This window comes from Shewanella sp. SM73, from assembly GCF_025653795.1.
GTDB lineage: Bacteria > Pseudomonadota > Gammaproteobacteria > Enterobacterales > Shewanellaceae > Shewanella > Shewanella oncorhynchi.
In genome coordinates, this window is the sequence record NZ_JAKKRY010000016.1 from 50,339 (window position 1) to 65,399 (window position 15,061).

The window sequence follows — 15,061 nt, forward strand, 5'->3', positions numbered from 1 at the left end:
GCCAAGACTTTCGTCAAGCGCGAGAGAAGGTTAAACTAGAGGCTGCATCTTACCAGAGTGAAGCCCAGTGTTAAAAAGCCTGAATACAACTAAGTTCGTTTCCGTGGCCATTTTATCGGTAATCTTGGCGGGTTGTGGCACTTCAACGCCCACCTCGACCGGAACTGCACCCACAGTGGCCACCTCTTTAGCATCCGCACCTTTGTCGGCCAATGTGTATTTGGCACAAGCCGCCAATAGCAAAGATCCGCAGCAGCGCGATACTAATCTGCTGCTCGCAGCCCATGCCTACATCAATGCCAACGACTACGCAGCGGCGCAGAAGCTACTAAAATCGATACAGCCAAGCTTGAATCAGAGCCCAACATTTTTGGCCGAACATAAATACTTGACCGCGCGCGTGCTTGAACACACGTCCACCTATAGTGATGCACTTAAAGTTCTCAATTATCCAAGCAATTGGAGTTTGCCAAGCTGGCAGATGACGGCTTATCACCAATTCAAGGCACATTTATATCAATTGAATAAACAGCCTATTGAGCAAGTGCGTGAACTGAGTTTACTGACGACTTACTTGCCCCCCGCCCAAGCCAACGAGGTGAATAACGCGATTTGGCAAGTACTGCAGCCAGTGCACGAACAAACCTTAAAAGCCTTTACCCAAGATGCTAAGACTCCTGTGTTTACGGGTTGGTTACAACTGGCTTATATCGCGAAGCATTATGCTGTCGATCCGACACAGTTAGTACGCTACTTAGGCGAATGGCAGAAACAAAATCCTTATCATCCTGCAGCGGCTAAGCTGCCCGCCGATCTTGACAGAGCCTTAAACGCTAAGCCATTTACGCCAAAAAACATTGCTGTGCTGTTGCCGCTGACAGGCTCAAGAGCTAACGCTGCCAATGCAATTCGCCAAGGCATATTAGCCAGTTACATGGCCAAGCAAAATGAGCAAGTCGCAGTCAACTTTTATGACACGGCAAACGATGCTGCCAGCGCTTACCAACAGGCGCTAACTGCGGGAGCCGAATTTATTATTGGCCCATTATTGCCTACGGAAATTGAACAACTGCAAGTGATCAATGCAGCAAACACTGCCGCCACTAATGCGGTGACTAATACTGCTAACCCAGACAAAACGGCCAATACAGCACCTGCTACGCCTGTGCCACAACTGTTTTTAAATCAAGTAGATAAGTTCACCCCCGATCCGAATAAGTTCTACTTTGCATTATCTCCCGCACAAGAGGCGGCCGATGCGGCGGAGCATTTATATCAAGATGGCGTAACTATGCCGTTACTGCTGGCCAGTAACGATGCCCTTGGCAAACGCATGGCCGAAAGCTTTATTCAAGCATGGAAAAAGAAGAGCGATAACCCTGTCGAAGTTCACTACTTCGATGGCGGTGATAAAATGCGCACCACAGTACAAGATGCCCTTGGCGTGCGCGATAGCCAAGAGCGGATCGCCCGTATTAAAGAGCTGTTAGGCAATTCAGTACAAGCCGACTTCCGTTCACGCCAAGATATTGATGCCATTTATATGATTTCAACCCCACAGGATCTAACCCTGCTCAAGGCCTTTATCGACGTCAACTTTAGCGTTTTCACACAACCTGTGCCTTTATATACCTCAAGCCGCAGCCGAGTTGAAAATGAAAGCACACAAACGGCGCAGGATTTAAATAACCTGACCCTAAGCGACGCACCTTGGCTAATGCAAAACGGCGAAGAAAATCTGATGGTCAACACACTATTTTCGGGCTGGAATAACAGTCAGAAACGTTTGTTTGTTATGGGTTATGATGCAATGGATTTGATCGGCCGTTTAGCGCAAATGCGCTCATTCACGGGTTATCAATTCAATGGTCGCAGTGGTGCTTTATCTGTCAGTCCAGATGGCATAGTCAACCGCCAATTAAGCTGGGGACGTTATGAAAGAGGTAGCTTCCGCCAGTTATGACACTCGGACAGCAGGCAGAATCGCACGCCCAACGTTACCTTGAACAACAAGGCTTAACTTTTGTCGAACGTAATGTCCGCTATCCGTTTGGGGAAATTGATTTAATCATGCGCCATAAAAACCATTGGGTATTTGTCGAAGTGAAGTATCGTTCGGCAAATCAATATGGCGGCGCATTACAGGCCCTAAGCAGCGCGCAGATTTCGCGAATTCGCAAAGCGGCTAGCCACTATTTACAACTCAATAGACTCGATGTGCCCTGTCGTTTCGATGTCATCGCCATGGAAGCCGATCAAATTCATTGGCTAGTCGATGCCTTTTAAGTGCCAATAGTGAAAGAGTGACTACACAAATTATTTTAACGTCTGTGCCTCAACACGCTTGTGGAAATATGGCATGATAGCAACACTTTATCCTGAAAGGATTTATCCATGTTAGAACGCATTAAAGACAGCTTTACTGAATCTATCCAGACAAAAATCGATGCAGCCGAAGCACTGCCAGAATCCATCGCCAAAGCGGCCGAGATGATGGTGCACTGTCTTTTGGGTGGCAATAAAATCCTTGCTTGCGGTAACGGCGGCAGTGCTGGTGATGCGCAACATTTCTCAGCAGAACTGCTAAACCGCTACGAGATTGAGCGTCCACCCTTACCAGCCATCGCTCTGTCTACCGATACTTCAACCATCACAGCTATCGCCAACGACTATAGCTATGATGAGATTTTCTCAAAACAGATTTTTGCCTTAGGTCAACCGGGCGATATTCTGCTTGCTATCTCGACCAGTGGTAACTCAGGTAACGTGATTAAAGCCATTGAAGCCGCATTAAGCCGCGACATGACTATCGTAGCGCTAACAGGTAAAGATGGCGGCGCTATGGCTGGCCTACTGAGCGTGAACGATGTGGAAATCCGCGTACCTTCAAATGTCACTGCACGTATCCAAGAAGTGCACTTACTGGTGATCCATTGCCTGTGTGACAATATTGACCGCACCCTCTTCCCACAGGACGAGCAGCAATGAGACACGCTGCCCCGCTGTTAATGGTTTGCTTGCTGCTTCAAGGCTGCGCCGGTGCCGTTATGGTGGGCGCAGTCAGTGGCGCTATGATGGCCAACGACGAACGTACTGTTAAGACTCAGCTTGATGATACCAATACTGATTTTAAGATCACCAGCGCACTGCTAGAGCAAGAAGATCTTAAAAAACAAACGAATATCACAGGTGTATCCGTCAATGGCAATGTACTTATGATAGGCCAAGCCCCTAACTCTACGTTAAGGGATAAAGCCATCAAGGTCGTACAAGATCTTAAGCTCGGCGGCAAAATACATAATCAAATCCGCATTGGCAATCCAACCTCTTTCACCACCCGCAGCAATGACACTTGGGTTACAACCAAAGTGAAGGGCCGCATGCTGAACGAAAAAGATTTGGATGTGACTCGCATTAAAGTCATCACTGAAAATGGTGAAGTCTTCCTGCTGGGGGTTATTCATCGCTCACAAGCAGACTTAGCTGTTGATATCGCCCGTAATACTGCTGGCGTGCGTAAAGTGGTGAAAGTATTTGAGTATGCTAAGTAATTTTGCAGTTTACCTATTTAAAACTTGAGCCTAAGTGGTGAGCTAACTCGCCCACTTAGGCTTTAACCCTCGCTGTTATTTTCCCGTGAGTGTATCTGCTATCTTAGGTGCCGATTTTGATAGGAGCGATCCTAGCCAAGGTAAAAACAACGAAGGCAATACGATTAAGGCGGCACCGAGCCAACTTAAGTTATCCAACCATTCATCGAACAACAACCAGCCTAAAAAGACAATAAACAACAAGCCTGTGTATTCCGCAATCGCGATATCACTCGCCTGTGCCTTGCGGTAAGCCAGCACACAAAACCAGTGATAAACCAATAAAAATGCGTTGCTCAGCAAGGCCACGCCCACCAGCTCCCAACTCAAACCCTCAATCCCCTGAAACGCTGCAATCACTAACGTTGCCGGAATACCCAGCAAGTTATATAGCATTAGCGTTAGCACGGGATGCTCAGCATGGGGCACTTTTTTAAGTGCTAACTGATTCACTGCAAAAGTAAAAGCAGAAAACAGTACAGCAATGCCGTACCAGTTCATTTCGCTCGGCCGCAGGATAATCAAGATGCCGACAAAACCTAAGCCAGTACAGATTGTCTGAGCAGCGGTGATCCTCTCGCTCAGGAAGAAATACCCCATCAAAATAATCATTAGCGGTGCGGAGTAAAACAATGAGCTAACTGTCGCGAGCGGTAATGCCATTAAGCCAATAATTAAAAAAAGCGCGCCAACTGAGCCTATGTTGGCACGCCAAAGGTGAACTGAGATATGTGTCGTCATCGGACGCTGCGAATACAGCCACACTGGCAACAACATAAATACTGAAGAGATTTGCCTGACAAGGAGGAAAGTCGAGGCACTCGCATCGTCCGGTAACCACTTGATCGACACATCATAGAAGGCACTGAATAGGTTACCTACTATCAATAAAATCAAACCAATAACTACTGGGCGTTGCATTTTTAACATCCATAAATCTCAATGGCGGCATGATAATCCTCGCAAAACTTAAGCTGAAATGATGCTTTCTCATGCTAGATGAATTAAATTCATACTAAAGCCTTTAGATATTGAAAATCATGAGAAAGCTCCCGCCATTACGCGCTCTACAAGTGTTTGAAGCTGCCGCCAGACAGCAGCATTTTTCTAAGGCCGCCGATGAACTGTGCATCACCCAAAGTGCAGTGTCGCACCAAGTGCGAGTATTAGAAGAGTATTTTGGCGAGCAACTGTTCGACCGTCAGGGGCGTAAACTGCAGTTAACGCCTAAGGGGCACGGACTATTTTTAGAGTTAGAGCGGATATTCAACGAGTTAAGCGACCTCAACTTGAAAGTACGCGATACGCCAAATCAACAGCTCTGCCTGGCCGTTTACAGCTCATTCTCAGTAAAATGGTTAATCCCAAGACTCGCCGATTTTCGCCGCCAATATCCGAGCGTGAAAATTCGCCTCGAGATGATCACCCAAGATCCTGACCTAAGCACCAGCACCGCGGATATCTTCATCGCCGGTAAGCTAAATCAACGTGGCTATTGGCAACAATTACTGCACAAAGAGCGTTTAATTCCTGTATGCAGCCCCAGTTTTTATCTTAAATGGCGCGATATAAGCCTGAGTAATTTCCAGCAACAAGCTCTGCTGGTGGTTGATGAAGGCCCGCTCGGACTCGACTGGCATAAGTGGTCATCGGCGCACCAAATACCACTCGATAACGAACAACAGCATGTGTTTAGTCATATTGTGATGGCGATTGAAGCGGCGATTGCTGGCCAAGGCTTAGCCCTAGCGCCGGACTTTATGGTGGCTGGCGATATCACAACGGGGCGTTTAGTCGCCTTGAATCTGCCCGATGTGCATACCGGATTTGAATTTACCTTCTTTTGTAAGCAACGCCGTTTATCAGAACCTGCGATTGCCGCTTTCTCATCTTGGCTAAAATCACAGGCTTAGGATGAATTTACAGGCACAAAAAAGCCGACGCGAACGTCGGCTTAATTTATCGATCGATTGATTACACTAACAAACCAATCTTCTCATACACTTTCTTCAGGGTCACTTCGGCGCGCGCCTGCGCACTCTGTGCACCAGCTTTCATCACTTGGTCTAAGTAAGCGCGATCGCTACGAATCGCGCGGTAACGCTCTTGCAGTGGCTCTAACATACTCACAACCGCTTCACCTGCCGCACCTTTCAAATGGCCATACATCTTGCCTTCAAACTCGGCTTCTAGGCTCGCAATGCTTTGCCCTGTCACACCCGACATGAGACTCAGCAGGTTAGAAACACCCGGTTTATTATCCACATCAAAACGCACGACTGGCGGCTCATCACTGTCTGTCATGGCTTTTTTCAGCTTCTTCAGCACTGATTTCGGATCTTCTAGCAGGCCGATAACGTTATTACGGTTATCGTCTGACTTAGACATCTTCTTTAGCGGCTCCTGCAGTGACATGACTTTAGCGCCAAGCTCAGGAATAAAAGGCTCAGGAATGGTGAAAGTATCACCATAGGCATTGTTAAAACGAGTAGCGATATCACGTGTTAACTCAAGGTGTTGTTTCTGATCTTGCCCAACAGGGATTTCGTTCGCTTGATAAATCAGAATATCCGCCGCCATCAACACTGGGTAGCCAAATAAACCCACGTTGATGTTGTTAGCGTGCTTTTGTGATTTATCTTTAAACTGAGTCATGCGGCTCAACTCGCCCATTTGGGTATAGCAGTTTAATGCCCAACCCAATTGCGTATGTTGTGGCACCTGTGACTGGATAAACACTGTACTCTTTTTAGGATCTACGCCACAGGCCAAATACAGGGCTAAGGTATCTAAACACGCTTCACGCAATGCTTTAGGATCTTGGCGCACGGTAATGGCATGCAAATCAACTACACAATACAGGCAGTCGTGGCTATCTTGCATCGCAACCCATTGACGCAATGCACCCATGTAGTTACCTATGGTTAATTCGCCGGACGGCTGTGCACCGCTGAGTACTATGGGTTTGGTCATTACGTCATTGCTCCACTATCTATATATAAAAAGACTAAAAAAAATCGACTAAAGAACAGGTAACCCCCCATTACTTGGTAGGTTTTACCCAGTTCAGAATCTCACTAAATTGCTCACATACGGCATCTGGGCCACTGAGCCCAATATCTTCACCGTAGTTGTAGCCGTAGGTCAAGCCGATTGACGCTATCCCAGCCGCTTTCGCCGCTAAAATGTCGTTTTTAGAATCGCCGACCATCAATAACTCAGTTTTCTCCAATTGCCACTCATGCAATAAATGCTGCAGCGGCAAAGGGTCGGGCTTCATCTTAGCTAAGGTATCGCCACCTAACACTAAGCTGAAAAAGTCGTTAATCCCAAAAGCATTGAGTAATGGCATGGTAAAACGATAGGGTTTATTGGTGACAACCGCTAACTTAAAGCCTGCATCAAACAAAGTTTGCAGCACTTGATGCACGTCGCTATACAGCGCACTGTGCTTTTCAAGATTTTCTTGATAATGATGCATAAAAATCGGCATAGCCGCATCAAGGGTTGTTTGCTCAACATCCGTACCCAAAGCATGACTCATAGCACGGCGCATCAACATCTCTGCACCGTTACCGACCCAAGTACGAACTTGCGCCTCAGAGCAGCTCTTCAAACCTAACTCGGCTAAGGCTTCCTGCGTGGCAACGGTTAGGTCAGGCACACTGTCAATCAGCGTGCCATCTAGATCAAACGCAATCGCTTTAATCTTATCCCACATGGCTATGCCCCAACTTTAGCAAGTTCGGCACGCATCTCATCAACAACGGCCTTATAATCGGGCTTGCCGAAAATAGCCGAGCCCGCAACAAACATGTCCGCACCGGCGGCCGCAATTTCTGCGATATTGTCGACCTTAACGCCGCCATCGACTTCTAAACGAATATCAAAACCACTGGCATCAATACGCGCACGCACTTGGCGCAGCTTATCTAGGGTTGATGGAATAAAGGATTGACCACCAAAACCAGGGTTCACTGACATCAATAGGATCACGTCGAGTTTATCCATCACATGGTCAAGATAATGCAGTGGTGTCGCAGGATTAAACACGAGACCCGCCTTGCAACCGCACTCTTTGATGAGCTGAAGAGTGCGATCGACATGCTCAGAGGCTTCTGGGTGGAAAGTAATAATAGACGCGCCCGCTTTAGCAAAATCAGGCACGATACGGTCAACCGGCTTGACCATCAAATGCACATCAATATCAGCGGTAATCCCATAGTTACGCAGTGCTTGGCACACCATAGGGCCAATCGTTAAGTTAGGAACATAGTGATTATCCATCACATCAAAATGTACTACGTCGGTTCCCGCATCTAACACAGCTTTTACATCGTCACCCAAACGGGCAAAATCGGCAGATAAAATTGATGGAGCAATCAAGAATGGACGCATAAAACACTCGCTGCTATTTGGATAAAAAGTGCCTTATTTTACCCTGAGCCAAGCTAAGCCTCTATAGCTAAAGCCACATTTCTGGCAATTGATCCGCTATGCCTATGTCAGCAAAGCAGCACACTCTGCAGCTATCGCAGTAAATTGGGGCTTAGATTCGGTAAAATAAGCTAATATTTCCGAGCATTTTGGCTGGAATTGATAATTTTTTGTTCATAAACTAAGCGAGTTTGTTATACTCGAGGCGCAGTGCTGGTTCATTCCAAAGGAAGCGTTATGATGGAGCGGTTTAGTCAGTTTTCACACTATGTTAGGTCGGTGACATTCAAGTCATCTATGATGTTGGCATTTACTGCTGTTGTAGTGGCCACGCTAGCTTTTAGCGTTGAAAAACTTACGGAAAATACCGAAACTGCATCTTGCGCTTGTAGCAATGACACTCGTTACAACAATGCACTGCCCAGTAGCCACCCTAATAATCGCTGCGCCGATCAAGCACAAACCTTAAGCTGGAAAACGTGGCTTACAGGTAAAAACCGTTCGAGTCAGTTCCACTTTGTCGATCTACTTGAACTATTACATGGTCATCAAGATAAACCTATGGATGATCTCAAGCCCACTACGTCGCATCTCGCCTATTAATGCTTAGCCGCATTTGGCAAGTATTCCACAGTACCATTGCCGCCTTTTTCGGGGTACAAACTAGCGAAAATCGTAAAAAAGATTTTCAAACCAGTTCCCCATTGCCCTACATAGTGATGGGCATAGTGTTAGCTGTCATCCTAGTGGCAAGTCTGATGTTTCTCGTAGGACAAGTGCTTAGCTAAACGTTATTTATGTTGAAACTAGTCGTCTTTTGGATCGTAGTTTTCATCATATAGCGCCATCAACTCATCCACTTTGTTACGACCACTGCCATTTTGGCTAATGTTGCGTTGCACTTGAATTTTCGCTAAATGCGCGCCGCGATATAACTCGCGAGTTAATGGAATATCGTGATTACTAATCAATACCGGAATACCACGCTCTAACGCGGTATGGCGCGAATGACGAGCCAGTAGTGCTTGATCGTCTAAACTAAAACCGGCACCAACATATGTCGTGAAACTGGATGTAGTAGATAACGGTGCGTAAGGTGGATCGCAATAGATAACATCGCCACTGCGTGTCTGCTCAAAGGCTTTTTCGTAACCAATGCATTTAAACTCAGCACGTTGCGCTTTTTCAGAAAAGGCCCAGATTTCCTTTTCGGGGAAATAAGGTTTTTTATAGGAGCCAAAGGGCACATTGAAGCCACCCTTACGGTTATAACGGCATAAGCCATTAAAACCATGGCGATTTAAATAAAGAAAATACACAGAACGCTGGAAAGGGTCGCGACATTTATTAAAGTCGGTCCGCACCTGATAGTAAGCTTCCTTTTGATTCATCTCGTCGACAAACAATGCTTTAGCTGCGGCAATGTATGCTTCTGGTTGATGCTTCACTATCTGATATAACTCGATCAAGTCCTGATTAATGTCACAGAGCAGGTAGCTAGGATAATCCGTATTCAAGAAAACGGATCCTGCACCCACAAACGGCTCGACCAAACGGTCTCCTGCGGGTAAATAACTGGCTAAATCATCCACCAATTTAAATTTACCGCCAGCCCACTTAAGGAAGGCTCTGTGTTTTTTTATCATTTAACTTGATGAATGCCGACAAAAATAAAGGCCATGATTGTACTCTGTTTATTCTGAAATTTCACGATTTGAGAGACTTTCTTCTACTTGATAATCTTTCAAATCGGCCCATTTTCTGACCCAAGGTTGCTCAAAACGATACTCCTTAACCAATTGAGCCGCCGCATTCGAAGCCAATTTGCTACTGCTATAGTGACCAACGAGAACAACCCACCGCTGTTTATACTTTGCGACTCGAACGCCCTCTACATTCTCAAGACTCTTTAATGTCGAACGCAAGGTCTCTAACTGAGCAACACTCGCTATTTGTACGGTATAACCTTTGAGTGGCTTTTGCGGTTCCAAAACTGTTTTATCAACCTTTGCCGCCTCTGGCGCAGGAGACTGAACATCTACCGTTTTAGCTTGTGGCTCTGCATCCACAGTTGGCTCATCATCACCAAAAGACTTGCTACTCACTTCACCAACACTCACTAAGGCTGCATCATCAGGCTCAGGATGTGGTGCCTCACCATGAAATTCACTTAATGGATCGACAGCCTGTTCTGTTTTGGCTTTGGATGTATCTAGTTCGTTAACTTTCACGGTTACGGCGGCAAACTTTAATTGTTCAGCGCGCAGAGCAAAATAGGGGGCTAAGATTTTTTGCCCATAGGACAAGAAAGCGGGTGAATCTATCGCAGGAAAAGTCGCAGTCTCTATGGCTTGCTCTTCAGAAAATGGTTGAGTAACACCAAGCCAAATACCTAGCGCTAACAACATGCTCACAGCTGTCACCATCACAGCTTTATATTTCATCCAAGAAGATGTTTTCTCTTGCGGGCTATGCAAGGCTTTATCTAACAGATTGACCACTTCTTGCGGCGTACCCGTTTGCTTCTCAAGCTGACTGCGTACGATTTCCCTTGGCGTAAAAGGGTTTTGATCGCTGTATCTCAGCAATGTTTGATACAAAGCTTCACGCTCTGGCATGGTTAACGGCTCAATACTGATAGGCAATATTTGCCGCCGCAATTGCTCGGGTAATTGTGGCAATAGGTCCGCTAAGAATGCCGGCGGAACCGTGAGCGTGACGGCAATATTCTTACCCGCACACTGAATTTGATTGAGAATAATGCACTCAGCCCATAGCGCCTTAGGCAATAAATGCGCATCATCGATAATGATATGTAGGGGTTTAGTTTGCGTGCTCGCAAGCCGCAACAGGGTATCGGCGAGGGGAATGTCGTCGTCAAAAATAGGGGATGAAATTAGCTGGACTAGAATTTTGCGGCGTATCTCAGCGTTATCGGCATGCATAGGACAAATCACAAATGCCGCATTTGACTCGTCAAAATCGGTCGCTAATCCGGTAACTAAGGTCGTTTTTCCTGAACCGCTGACACCAGAAAGCACCAGCAGCTGATCGCTATAACTGGCAACATGATGCATTCTTTGTATGAGGGCTTCCTGAGAAGGAAGCAAGACAGAACCCTGAAACGTCACTCGCCCACCACACAGTTTTTATGCGCAGCGAATAACCTGTTCAAGGGTAGATTCTGTGACTTGACTAAACACATCCGCGCGGCCTATTGCCGTTGGGAGCACCAGTCGAATCTGACCGCCTAAAACTTTTTTATCGCGTCGCATATGTTGAATGAAACTGTCGAAATCCATAGATTCCGGCGCACTCACTGGAAGATCAAAAGCTTGTAGTAACTGTATGATACGACAAACGATTGACTCATCGATAAGCCCCAGTGCCTTAGCTGTTTTAGCAGCAAGGACTGTGCCAGCTGACACGGCTTCACCATGTAGCCAATTACCGTAGCCCATTTCGGCTTCAATCGCGTGACCAAAGGTATGACCCAGATTCAACAAAGCACGCACGCCCTGCTCAGTTTCATCTTGGCTAACCACATCAGCTTTAATCTCACAGCAACGAGAGATAGCATAAACTAATGCTTCGGCATCTAAAGTTTTTAGCGCCGTTACATTATCTTCAAGCCATTGAAAAAAATCAGCATCCCACATGATGCCATACTTGATGACTTCCGCCATTCCCGCCGCAAACTCGCGCGCTGGAAGCGTATGTAAACATAAAGTATCGATAAGCACGATTTGTGGCTGATAAAAGGCCCCAATCATGTTTTTACCAAGAGGATGGTTAACAGCCGTTTTACCGCCGACGGAAGAATCCACCTGCGACAATAAAGTTGTCGGAATTTGAATAAAATCGATCCCACGTTGATAACATGCCGCGGCAAAGCCCGTCATATCACCAATCACGCCGCCACCCAAAGCCACCAGCACAGAATCTCGACCATAGTTTTGCTGCAGCAGTGCAGTAAAAATAGTATCTAGATGTGCTAAGTCTTTGAATTGTTCGCCATCGGGAAGGATAACACTCTCTACCTCACCAAACGAAGCCATCGTCTCTTGTATCTGTTTAAGATACAAAGGCGCGACAGTTTCATTGGTGACGATAAGAATACGTTTTTTAAGCAGGTAGCGAGACAAAGTCTCGCCATCACTCATCAAATTCTGGCCAATGTAAATGGGATAACTACGTACACCTAAATCAACCTGAATTTGCTTCATAAATTCTGCCTAAAAACCTAATTGCTCAATGATCTGATTTGCGACGATCTTTGCGCTTTGATCATCGGTTTTGACAATCACATCGGCAATTTCTTCGTACAATGGATTACGGATCTCTGCAAGATTCTCCAACACTTCTCGAGGATCATCCACTTGCAATAATGGGCGTCGCTTGTCTCTTTGAGTACGAGCAACCTGTTTGTCGATAGTGGTTTCCAGGTAAACCACAATGCCACGAGCAGACAGATGATTACGGATATCTTTGCTTTGTACTGAACCACCACCGGTGGCAAGGACGATACCTTGTTTCTCAGACAAATCAGCAATAACCTGAGCTTCACGACGACGGAAGCCTTCTTCACCTTCGACGTCAAACACCCAAGCAATATCAGCGCCTGTGCGTTGTTCAATCTCTTGATCCGAATCGTGGAATTCTAAATGCAGCATTTGCGCCAGATGGCGACCAATTGTGCTTTTACCTGCGCCCATAGGGCCTACCAGAAAAATATTACGTTTTTCAGCCATTTCTTGTACGTCTGAATCTTATTGAAAAGTATGCCTATATCGACTCAACATCAAGCCGACCTATATGTTACCTTGCTCTTATGAGACTTGACCGAGGATTATCTCAGCTTAGGGTCTACTATGGCAAGCCATGTGCGCTATTTATGCAAAGAATTGTATTTCAGTAATAATAAAGCCAGCAATCACTGCTGGCTTTAGTCGATACATAGCAAGTGCTTAGATCTTCTCACCGACTATTTTGGGGGTTACGAAAATAAGTAGCTCTTGACGCTCATTTTTGTCTGTTGTGTTCCTAAACAGGAAACCGACTAAGGGAATGTCGCCGAGAATAGGGACTTTACTCACACGGCTGATCAAGTTTTGCTGATAAATACCACCAAGGACTATAGTTTCACCGTTATCAACTAGCACTTGAGTGCCAATACGTTGAGTATCGATGGCGACAGCGGGACCCGTTGGTGTGTCAACCGTCTTGCCCTGAGAGTCTTGGGTGATTTCCAAATCTAAAATAACGCGGTTATCTGGTGTAATTTGTGGTGTAACTCGCAAGGACAACACGGCTTTTTTAAAAGTGACCGAGGTTGCACCGCTTGAAGTCGACTGCACATAAGGTATCTCCACACCCTGCTCAATATAAGCCGCCTTTTGGTTAGAGGTAGTAATACGAGGGCTGGCGATAATTTCACCTTTATTTTCTTGCTCTAACGCACTCAATTCCAAATCAAGAATAGTACCATCTGCCAACTTAGCAACGTGGAATGCGATACTTGTTGGATTGGTCACTGCCGCAGGCAAATTAACGTTCAGACGTTGGTCAGGAGTTGGAATGATACCGTTGGCAATACTCTGAGCACCTTCTAATGTACCAGAGGTTCCCTTACTGCCCTGCTGATCCGTTACGCCCCAACGTATGCCTAAGTCTTCAGAGACATCATCTTTGACCGTTACCATACGTGACTCGATCAGTACTTGACGAATAGGGATATCGAGTACTTCGACTAAACGATGGATGTTCTCAATCGTTTCTGCCGTATCTTTCACAAGTACAGTGTTGGTACGTTCATCGACCGCGACTGAGCCGCGTGGCGAGAGTAAACTAGAATCTGCGCTTTTCAGCAGCTCAGCAATGTCGATCGCTTTGGCATAGTTAATTTGCAAGTACTCAGAATACAAAGGTGCTAGCTCTTTAACTTCTTGCCTATTTTTGAGATTTTGGCTTTCACGAATAGCCAACTCTTCGCTCGGTGCCACCATTAAGATGTTGCCTTCGATACGTTTATCTAGGCCTTTGGTTTGTAGAATCAAATCTAATGCTTGGTCCCAGGGCACATCATCCAATCTCAAGGTGATGTTGCCTTCAACAGTATCACTCGTGACTAAGTTAAAATTGTTATAGTCAGCAATGATCTGCAAAACAGTACGTACAGGGATATTTTGAAAGTTAAGCGACAAAGTACGGCCATTGTATTTTTTAACATCTTTCTTGGCGGCAACTCTCTCAACTTTATTCATCGAGAGTCTAAAGAGATTATCCTCTTGCTTATAACTGAACTCATATTCCCCAGCAATATCAACTAAAATGCGCGTTGTTAGATCTTCTTTAAATGTCTCGAAGCTTTTTACTGGTGTTGAAAAATCTTTCACATCCATAACATAAAGCAGATCACTATTAATATCAGTGTTATATAACTTAACTTCGAGTTTAGCGCCCACTTGCTCAACGTTAACGGCAACCGAGCGGTTATTCAAATAGACTAATAACTCACCGCCACCATTTTCATTACGACGAAAATCGATATTTTTAATGCTGTTAACGAAGGGATTTTCTGCCTGAGTCTGAGCGCCTGCAACCTCATCATTAATAGTGAGTCGATATGAGTTGCCCATGACTGAACCTTGGTAAGGTTTCACTTTGGACATACCTAAGGTGACTTTAAGACGAGTATCTTGCTGCTCAGTCATCATGTCAGTTACACCGACTTGATTAATGGGTAAGCGATCCTTAGATAAACCAGAAATACTATTATCAAAGGTTAATACGAGCTCTGCAGGCGAGGCATTAGAGTCAATAACTGGCGGAGTGACCGCTTCTTCAAATACCAACTCTAGCTCTAACTGATGGTCAACCAAGGCATGGTACTTAACATCCATTAATCGGTTTGCAGCATAACTCGATGGCAAAATGCCAAATACCAATGCGATCCCAATAACAGACTTGATTAAGCCTGAAGAAATTAACGGGACTTTTATCGCGGCAGAAGATTTCATTATTCCCTCATCCTT

16 protein-coding genes are annotated in these 15,061 nt (G+C 45.6%); 7 read left to right on the top strand and 9 right to left on the bottom strand.

Annotation, left to right across the window (positions count from 1 at the left end):
- The first annotated feature begins 67 nt into the window (after positions 1-67).
- The 4 genes from L5M51_RS18630 (at position 68) to dolP (ending at position 3,551) form a co-directional block, all read left to right on the top strand.
- Positions 68-1,963 (top strand): penicillin-binding protein activator, encoded by a 1,896-nt coding sequence (locus tag L5M51_RS18630; protein ID WP_263174067.1) that lies wholly within the window; start codon positions 68-70, stop codon positions 1,961-1,963.
- Complete coding sequence (locus L5M51_RS18635) at positions 1,960-2,286, top strand: YraN family protein (protein ID WP_105250524.1); 327 nt, start codon at positions 1,960-1,962, stop codon at positions 2,284-2,286. The genes L5M51_RS18630 and L5M51_RS18635 overlap by 4 nt, the downstream gene beginning before the upstream one ends.
- Positions 2,287-2,394: 108 nt before the next feature.
- The gene (locus L5M51_RS18640; protein WP_105250525.1) at positions 2,395-2,988 is read left to right on the top strand and encodes a phosphoheptose isomerase; all 594 of its coding nucleotides are present in this window, start codon (positions 2,395-2,397) and stop codon (positions 2,986-2,988) included.
- Positions 2,985-3,551 carry a division/outer membrane stress-associated lipid-binding lipoprotein gene (gene dolP, locus L5M51_RS18645; RefSeq protein ID WP_105250526.1) on the top strand — a complete coding sequence of 189 codons (567 nt, stop codon included), beginning with the start codon at positions 2,985-2,987 and terminating at the stop codon, positions 3,549-3,551. The genes L5M51_RS18640 and dolP overlap by 4 nt, the downstream gene beginning before the upstream one ends.
- 75 nt (positions 3,552-3,626) lie before the next feature.
- On the opposite strand, the gene L5M51_RS18650 is transcribed toward dolP, so the two are convergent.
- The gene (locus tag L5M51_RS18650; RefSeq protein WP_131525400.1) at positions 3,627-4,511 is read right to left on the bottom strand and encodes a DMT family transporter; all 885 of its coding nucleotides are present in this window, start codon (positions 4,509-4,511) and stop codon (positions 3,627-3,629) included.
- A gap of 119 nt (positions 4,512-4,630) precedes the next feature.
- Between L5M51_RS18650 and L5M51_RS18655 the strand changes: the two genes are divergently transcribed.
- On the top strand, positions 4,631-5,503 hold the full coding sequence (locus tag L5M51_RS18655; protein ID WP_173913161.1) for a LysR substrate-binding domain-containing protein: 873 nt from the start codon (positions 4,631-4,633) through the stop codon (positions 5,501-5,503).
- Between the two features lie 61 nt (positions 5,504-5,564).
- On the opposite strand, the gene trpS is transcribed toward L5M51_RS18655, so the two are convergent.
- The 3 genes from trpS to rpe all read right to left on the bottom strand — a co-directional run bounded on the left by trpS (position 5,565) and on the right by rpe (position 7,988).
- The gene (gene trpS / locus L5M51_RS18660) at positions 5,565-6,563 is read right to left on the bottom strand and encodes a tryptophan--tRNA ligase (RefSeq protein ID WP_113941452.1); all 999 of its coding nucleotides are present in this window, start codon (positions 6,561-6,563) and stop codon (positions 5,565-5,567) included.
- Between the two features lie 70 nt (positions 6,564-6,633).
- On the bottom strand, positions 6,634-7,311 hold the full coding sequence (locus tag L5M51_RS18665; protein ID WP_263174068.1) for a phosphoglycolate phosphatase: 678 nt from the start codon (positions 7,309-7,311) through the stop codon (positions 6,634-6,636).
- A 2-nt stretch (positions 7,312-7,313) separates the two neighbouring features.
- Positions 7,314-7,988 (bottom strand): ribulose-phosphate 3-epimerase, encoded by a 675-nt coding sequence (gene rpe / locus L5M51_RS18670; protein WP_012090481.1) that lies wholly within the window; start codon positions 7,986-7,988, stop codon positions 7,314-7,316.
- Positions 7,989-8,264: 276 nt separating this feature from the next.
- Between rpe and L5M51_RS18675 the strand changes: the two genes are divergently transcribed.
- Positions 8,265-8,630 carry a hypothetical protein gene (locus L5M51_RS18675; RefSeq protein ID WP_212601379.1) on the top strand — a complete coding sequence of 122 codons (366 nt, stop codon included), beginning with the start codon at positions 8,265-8,267 and terminating at the stop codon, positions 8,628-8,630.
- The gene (locus L5M51_RS18680) at positions 8,630-8,815 is read left to right on the top strand and encodes a DUF2970 domain-containing protein (RefSeq protein WP_131525403.1); all 186 of its coding nucleotides are present in this window, start codon (positions 8,630-8,632) and stop codon (positions 8,813-8,815) included. The genes L5M51_RS18675 and L5M51_RS18680 overlap by 1 nt, the downstream gene beginning before the upstream one ends.
- Positions 8,816-8,833: 18 nt before the next feature.
- Here the strand turns inward: L5M51_RS18680 and L5M51_RS18685 are convergent, their stop codons facing one another.
- The 5 genes from L5M51_RS18685 to L5M51_RS18705 form a co-directional block, all read right to left on the bottom strand.
- Positions 8,834-9,673, bottom strand: a complete 840-nt coding sequence (locus tag L5M51_RS18685) for a Dam family site-specific DNA-(adenine-N6)-methyltransferase (RefSeq protein ID WP_131525404.1) — start codon at positions 9,671-9,673, stop codon at positions 8,834-8,836.
- A gap of 48 nt (positions 9,674-9,721) precedes the next feature.
- Entirely contained in the window at positions 9,722-11,158 is a 1,437-nt protein-coding gene (locus tag L5M51_RS18690) for an AAA family ATPase (protein WP_263174069.1), read from the bottom strand.
- Between the two features lie 18 nt (positions 11,159-11,176).
- Positions 11,177-12,253, bottom strand: a complete 1,077-nt coding sequence (gene aroB, locus L5M51_RS18695; RefSeq protein WP_113941457.1) for a 3-dehydroquinate synthase — start codon at positions 12,251-12,253, stop codon at positions 11,177-11,179.
- A 9-nt stretch (positions 12,254-12,262) separates the two neighbouring features.
- Positions 12,263-12,778 carry a shikimate kinase AroK gene (gene aroK / locus L5M51_RS18700; protein WP_006083542.1) on the bottom strand — a complete coding sequence of 172 codons (516 nt, stop codon included), beginning with the start codon at positions 12,776-12,778 and terminating at the stop codon, positions 12,263-12,265.
- A gap of 216 nt (positions 12,779-12,994) precedes the next feature.
- Entirely contained in the window at positions 12,995-15,046 is a 2,052-nt protein-coding gene (locus L5M51_RS18705; RefSeq protein ID WP_113941458.1) for a type IV pilus secretin PilQ, read from the bottom strand.
- Positions 15,047-15,061: the final 15 nt, after the last annotated feature.

Bases quoted from the DNA above. Each gene is read 5' to 3' on its own strand.
- aroB (WP_113941457.1), bottom strand. From the start codon at position 12,253: ATGAAGCAAATTCAGGTTGATTTAGGTGTACGTAGTTATCCCATTTAC.
- rpe (WP_012090481.1), bottom strand. From the start codon at position 7,988: ATGCGTCCATTCTTGATTGCTCCATCAATTTTATCTGCCGATTTTGCC.
- aroK (WP_006083542.1), bottom strand. From the start codon at position 12,778: ATGGCTGAAAAACGTAATATTTTTCTGGTAGGCCCTATGGGCGCAGGT.
- L5M51_RS18635 (WP_105250524.1), top strand. From the start codon at position 1,960: ATGACACTCGGACAGCAGGCAGAATCGCACGCCCAACGTTACCTTGAA.
- L5M51_RS18640 (WP_105250525.1), top strand. From the start codon at position 2,395: ATGTTAGAACGCATTAAAGACAGCTTTACTGAATCTATCCAGACAAAA.
- L5M51_RS18650 (WP_131525400.1), bottom strand. From the start codon at position 4,511: ATGCAACGCCCAGTAGTTATTGGTTTGATTTTATTGATAGTAGGTAAC.
- dolP (WP_105250526.1), top strand. From the start codon at position 2,985: ATGAGACACGCTGCCCCGCTGTTAATGGTTTGCTTGCTGCTTCAAGGC.
- L5M51_RS18655 (WP_173913161.1), top strand. From the start codon at position 4,631: ATGAGAAAGCTCCCGCCATTACGCGCTCTACAAGTGTTTGAAGCTGCC.
- L5M51_RS18675 (WP_212601379.1), top strand. From the start codon at position 8,265: ATGATGGAGCGGTTTAGTCAGTTTTCACACTATGTTAGGTCGGTGACA.
- L5M51_RS18705 (WP_113941458.1), bottom strand. From the start codon at position 15,046: ATGAAATCTTCTGCCGCGATAAAAGTCCCGTTAATTTCTTCAGGCTTA.
- L5M51_RS18680 (WP_131525403.1), top strand. From the start codon at position 8,630: ATGCTTAGCCGCATTTGGCAAGTATTCCACAGTACCATTGCCGCCTTT.
- L5M51_RS18685 (WP_131525404.1), bottom strand. From the start codon at position 9,673: ATGATAAAAAAACACAGAGCCTTCCTTAAGTGGGCTGGCGGTAAATTT.
- L5M51_RS18665 (WP_263174068.1), bottom strand. From the start codon at position 7,311: ATGTGGGATAAGATTAAAGCGATTGCGTTTGATCTAGATGGCACGCTG.
- trpS (WP_113941452.1), bottom strand. From the start codon at position 6,563: ATGACCAAACCCATAGTACTCAGCGGTGCACAGCCGTCCGGCGAATTA.